The organism is Pseudonocardia sp. KRD291 (assembly GCF_019263595.1).
Classification (GTDB): domain Bacteria; phylum Actinomycetota; class Actinomycetes; order Mycobacteriales; family Pseudonocardiaceae; genus Pseudonocardia.
The window spans coordinates 1-5188 of the sequence record NZ_JADQDD010000380.1 but is presented as its reverse complement, the minus strand read 5'-3'; the positions used below and the strand labels follow the sequence as shown (position 1 = coordinate 5188).

General features: G+C 73.3%; 6 protein-coding genes. All 6 read right to left on the bottom strand.

Features of this window, described 5'->3' with window-relative positions; all coding sequences use genetic code 11:
• A partial coding sequence (locus I4I78_RS30150) for a hypothetical protein (protein ID WP_218614905.1) occupies positions 1–313 on the bottom strand: 313 nt, incomplete at its 3' end.
• A 97-nt stretch (positions 314–410) separates the two neighbouring features.
• Positions 411–1898: a HAMP domain-containing sensor histidine kinase gene (locus I4I78_RS34045; protein ID WP_218614904.1), complete on the bottom strand. Its 1488-nt coding sequence runs from the start codon at positions 1896–1898 to the stop codon at positions 411–413.
• 132 nt (positions 1899–2030) lie between these two features.
• The gene (locus tag I4I78_RS30140) at positions 2031–2732 is read right to left on the bottom strand and encodes a LuxR C-terminal-related transcriptional regulator (protein ID WP_226380709.1); all 702 of its coding nucleotides are present in this window, start codon (positions 2730–2732) and stop codon (positions 2031–2033) included.
• A 79-nt stretch (positions 2733–2811) separates the two neighbouring features.
• Entirely contained in the window at positions 2812–3300 is a 489-nt protein-coding gene (locus I4I78_RS30135; protein WP_218614903.1) for a DUF5130 family protein, read from the bottom strand.
• Positions 3287–3544: a hypothetical protein gene (locus I4I78_RS30130; RefSeq protein ID WP_218614902.1), complete on the bottom strand. Its 258-nt coding sequence runs from the start codon at positions 3542–3544 to the stop codon at positions 3287–3289. Before I4I78_RS30130 ends, I4I78_RS30135 begins: the two co-directional genes overlap by 14 nt.
• A gap of 11 nt (positions 3545–3555) precedes the next feature.
• On the bottom strand, positions 3556–5004 hold the full coding sequence (locus tag I4I78_RS30125) for a DUF2252 domain-containing protein (protein WP_218614901.1): 1449 nt from the start codon (positions 5002–5004) through the stop codon (positions 3556–3558).
• Positions 5005–5188 lie beyond the last annotated feature (184 nt).

Below are 5188 nucleotides of genomic sequence, written 5' to 3'. Positions count from 1 at the left end.
GGAACGAGCCGCACGCCTCGGGGCCGCAGAACCCGCAGTCGTCCCCGGCGCGGAAGTGCTCGTGCATCTCCTCCGGGTGGCCGCACAGGCACGTCCGCACGTCGGTCTCCGGCGGGGCCGGCGTCGTCACCGGCGGGCCCTGTACGGCCCGCTCCTGCGGTGCCGGGCGCTGGGCCGGGATCGCGGCGCCGAGTCCTCCGACGGCCGGCAGGCCGGTCGGCGGCGTCAGTACCGCCGCGCTCGGGGCCGACGACTCCCGGTCACCGCCTGGACGGCGGGACGAACCCCTACCACTCCGCTGCGTTTCACCCATGGGTGACCTCCTGTTCGCGACCGGGCAGCTGTGCCCTGCTTCCGGCCACAGTATGCGATCACATCGCCGCTCAGGGCTATCACACGTTCGTGAACCGTCAGAAGTGACGACTCCGGGCGGACGGGAGGGTCAGGACGGCCAGACAGCCGACAGGGTCCTGGACCGTTCGGAGCTGCAGCGAGCCGCCGTTCTGCTCCGCCATCCGACGGCTGATGTGCAGACCGAGGCCCGAACCGCCGGCCGACTCGTCGTGCACACCGCGTTCGAAGACGCGGTCCTCCGCGCCCGCGGGCAGGCCCGGCCCGGCGTCCCGGACCTCGATGACGACGGTGTCCCCGTCCCCGGGGCGGCCACGCACCGTCACCGGCGAGCCCGGCGCGTGCCGGGCGCAGTTCGCGAGCAGGTTCGTGACGATGTGCGAGGTGACCGACGGCGCCGTGGCCGCGCACAGGTCGGCCTCGGCCTCCAGCTCGATCGGCAGTTCCACCTGCAGCTCGACGAGGCTCTCCAGCAGCGGCCGGAGCAGGTGCTCGGCCGGCTCGCCGTGCGTCGCGTCCATCTCGGCGTCGGTGGCCGCCATCTGCACCGCGAGCGGCGACTCCAGCATCAGGCGCAGCCGGCCCAGCTCGGAGAGCAGCGCCAGGCGCAGCCGTTCGGCGTCGTCTCCGCCACCGCGGCTGCTGAGCAGGTGCGCGGCGCCGGCGAGCCCGGCCAGGCCGTTGCGCAGCTCGTGGTCGCGCTCGGCGGCGAGCAGCGTGGCGCGCTCGAGGTGCAGGGTGGCCCGGCCGAGCTCCTCCTCCTGCACGCTGTACTCCGACTGGAGCTCGTTGACCTGGCGCAGGACCATCTGGACCAGGGCCAGCAACACGATCGCCATGCCGAGTGCACGTAGCGACGGGTAGATCAGGTTCGTCATCGGCAGGCCGGGCACGACCTGACGGTGCAGCTGCGACACCGCGATCACGCTCAGGCCGAGCCCGAGACGGGACCGCAGCCGGCTCTGCCTCCGGTAGCCGTCGAGGAGGAAGACCACCGCGACCACGGTCCAGCCCACCAGCGTGACCACCGAGGAGAACGGGGTCATGCTCAGCCCGTCGGTGAACCCGGTCGGCTCCGCGCTGTTGAGCAGCGCGCCCAGGCCGAGGCCGACGACGAGCAGCGCCCAGCCGCCCCAGCCGCCGAGGCGCGCCGGGGGGCGCAGGCCGACCAGCATGATGACCAGGGCGACCGTGAGCAGCAGCAGGCTCGCCAGCCGGTTGGTCGAGGTGCGCGGCTCGCCGGTCAGCAGGGCGGCGTTCGGCAGCACCACCAGCCCGTAGAGCAGCATCGCCGCCCCTATCCAGGACGGGCGGTGGTCGCCGAGGAGCCGGGCCGCGACCAGGGCGGTCAGGGCCGCGGCGATGCCGAGCGCGGCCGCGACGAAGGTGAGGTCGGCCGACGCCGGGAACAGGTCCAGCCGGCCCTCGACGAACTCGGACCCCGCGACCACGATCACGATGGCGCACAGGACCAGGACGACCCCGCCGTCGGTGACCTGGGCGGCGACGAACCTGGCCCGGCGCAGGCGCCCGAGCACGCTGGTCACACCTACCGCCACGTCCGTCCCCCGCTCCCCACGATTGATGAGCGCAAAGTCTATGGCGGGCGTTACAGCAGGCGGCCGCCGTCACCCGGGAAGACCAGTGCCGTCGCGGTGGGCGGTCGCGGGGGTGCGACCTCAGCTCCCGCCGTGGGTCCGGCGGAACAGCGCGACGGCCTCGAGCTGGGACCCCACCTCGAGCTTGGTCAGGACGGCGCGGATCTGGGTCCGCACCGTGGCCAGCGAGACGACGAAGTGCTCGGCCACGGACTGGGCGCGCTTGCCGGCCGCGAGCAGCGCCAGCACCTCGCGCTCGCGCTGGGTCAGCTTGTCCAGCTTGGTGGTGACGTCGCGACGCTCGTTCTCCCGGGCCAGGTGCATCTCGATCAGCTGTTCGCGACGGCCGGGAGGCATCACCGAGCGGCCGGCGCGGGCCTCCCGGATGGCACCGATCAGCGTCGGGAACGGCGCGTTCTTGGGCACCCAGACGAACCCGCCCGCGGCCAGCGCCGCGCCGATCCGGCCGGCGTCCGAGCTCCCGGACAGCACGACGACCTTCCAGCCGATCCCGATCAGCGGCGCGACGAGGCGGACGCCGTCGATCCGGTTGCCGTCGGCGTCGCGGCCCAGGTCGAGGTCGAGTACGGCCAGGCCCGGCGGGGAGATCCGCTCGGCGGCGTCGAGCACACCGCGGGCGGACCGCACCGGGAAGAACCGGGCGTCCTCCCCCTCGGCCTTGAGGCTCAGCGCGAGCGAGGAGCCGACCAGCTCGTGGTCGTCGACGATCAGGACGGGACCGGACGGCGTCATCGTCCGATCACCCCCCGCGGTGCGCGCCATGGGGACACCCTAGATCCGGAGGGACCCCCGTGGTGCGACCTGTCCCTCCGGACTTTCCGCCGATGTCGAGCGGGTGACGCTAAGACCGGCTCCCGGCCTGGTCGGCGAGCATCCGCAGGCCGCTCATCAGGCCGCCGAACAGGTCGCCCTCCTTGAACGAGGCCACCATGCTCATCAGGGCGAGCTTGGCGCCGCGGTCGGGCAGCCGGATCTTGGCCTCGGCACCGGTGACGATCTCCAGCCGCCGCTGCTCGGGGCTGACGGCGACCAGGACGGCCTCGTCGAACCCGTCGATACGGCCGTGCAGGTCGACGGCGGTGCGGTGCGCGTCGTCGCCGAGGTCGCCCAGGTAGATCGCGAACCGCAGCCCGGTCTCGCGGCTGGTCAGCGTCAGGGCCTCGTCGAGGCGGGAGAGCTGGACCGGGGTGAACGGGTGCTCGTTCCCGGCCGGCTCAACGTAGTTCTCGGCCGCGGAGACGCGACCGGAGTTCGTGACGACCGTGCCCTCGGGCAGGTCGGGGTCCACGGCGACGATCGAACCGCCGTGCCCGTGCTCACCACTTGCCACCGGTACCTCCCCGCGTGTCCTCGATCTTCGTCACGCCACTGCCGATCACGGGGGCGTCGCCGTGCGCCGGCAGGTGCGCGCCCTCCGGGTTCGCGGTCCAGAACAGCGGCTCGTACGGCCAGGCGTCGCCGGCCTTGTAGCGGGCACGACGGCGACGGGAGCCGGCGCTGGTCCACAGCGCGATGGCCCCGTACAGCACGCCCGGCGCGACCACGAAGGTCAGCAGGGTCTCCAGGACGGTCACGGTCGAAGAACCTATCCGATGTCGCCGTCGGGCACGTCCCGAGGTGGTGCATCCGACAGGCGCCCGGAGCGGATCGCGCGCAGCAACGCGTCGTGGTCGCGTTCGGTCTGGTCGGCGTAGGCGCGGGCGAAGCGACACAGCGCATCCCGGACCTTCCCGCCGCCGCCCAGGTACCCCGCGATCATCGACGCGCCACTGGTCCGGGCGTGCCCCTTGGCCAGCAGCATCCCGCAGACCGCGGCGTAGTCGGCCAGCGCCGTCGCGTCCAGCCCGTCCAGGACCACGGCGCCCTTCATGTCCCGGAACTGGCGCACGTAGTACTGCCTGGGCTCCCCTCCCCGCCGGTCGCCGATCGTGGTCCAGCCCAGCAGCGGGTCGGAGACGGTCTGCAGCGCCTGCTGGTACTCCACGACCCGCTGCCCCTGATGGTCGTGCCAGGCCTCGTTGCCGTGCACGAACGGCGCGACGACCGACCGTCGCGCCTGCTTGAGCTGCAGGAACAACACGTCGTCCGGGCTGGAGCCCTCGCACAGCGCGAGGTAGGCGCGCAGCCCGACCGAGCCGACGCCGACGACCTTGTGCGCCACGTCGACGGCGCGGTAGCCGCCGAGGATCCGGGCCCAGTGCGGCGGCAGGGTCTCCAGGTAGTCGTCCAGCGCGGCGAGGATCTGCCCGCGGTGCTCGTCGTCCGGGCGGGTGATCAGCGGCGGTTCGACGACGATCCGCCGCGCGCCGCCCTCGGAGGTCGCGAACCGCGGCAGCGCGCGGTCGCTGGTGCGGGTCCGGGCGCGCTTGGCCGCGTTCGCCACCGCGGCGCGCGACCTCTTGTGCCGGGCCCCCTTGTGCAGCCGTTCGGCGTCGAGGCGCTCGAACGAGCGTTCCAGCAACGGCGCCTCGGCGAGCCGGGCGATGTGGCGGTGGTAGGCCTCGACGCACCGGGCGACGGCGTGGCCGCACTGGTCCTCGGTCGCGTCGTTGTCCCGTCCGGCCACCCAGGTGCTGGCGACGAGCCGGCGCAGGTCCCACTCCCACGCGCCGGGGTGCGCCTCGTCGAAGTCGTTGAGGTCGAACACGAGCTCGCGCTCCGGGGACGCGTAGAAACCGAAGTTGCCCAGGTGCGCGTCCCCGCAGATCACCGGGTGGATACCGGTGGAGGGCAGCACGGCGAAGTCGGCCGCGTGGATCGCCGCCGCGCCGCGCAGGAACGCGTGCGGCGACGCGCTCATCCGCTTGATCCGCTCCGGGACCAGGCTCGGTACCCGGCCCGCGTTCGTCGCGACCACCAGGTCGATCGGGTCGACCCGGCGCAGCGCCTGCGACCAGCGGTCCAACGACGAGCGCGGCGCGGTCCTGCGCAGCCTCCGTCCGATCCCGTAGCGCTCGGACCGCGGGGTGGCCGCGCGGGACAGCGACGCGAAGTTCTCGCCGTCGGAGCCGGGCAGGACGGGGTGGGATGTCACGGGGCAGTCATACCCGCGGTCTCTGACCGGTGCACGCCGCAAGGCCGCACCGGTTCCGCTCGGTCAGCGCCCACCGCGGCACCGGGCGTCACGAACCGGCGGCCCGAACCGCCCTTTCGTGCACCCCGACGGGACGTGGTCGATCGAGCGCCACGCAATGGCGGCTCATCGACCAGAACGTGAC

What these genes read in the sequence shown, in the direction of transcription:
- I4I78_RS30140 (WP_226380709.1), bottom strand. Translation starts at nt 2,732, where the DNA reads ATGGCGCGCACCGCGGGGGGTGATCGGACGATGACGCCGTCCGGTCCC.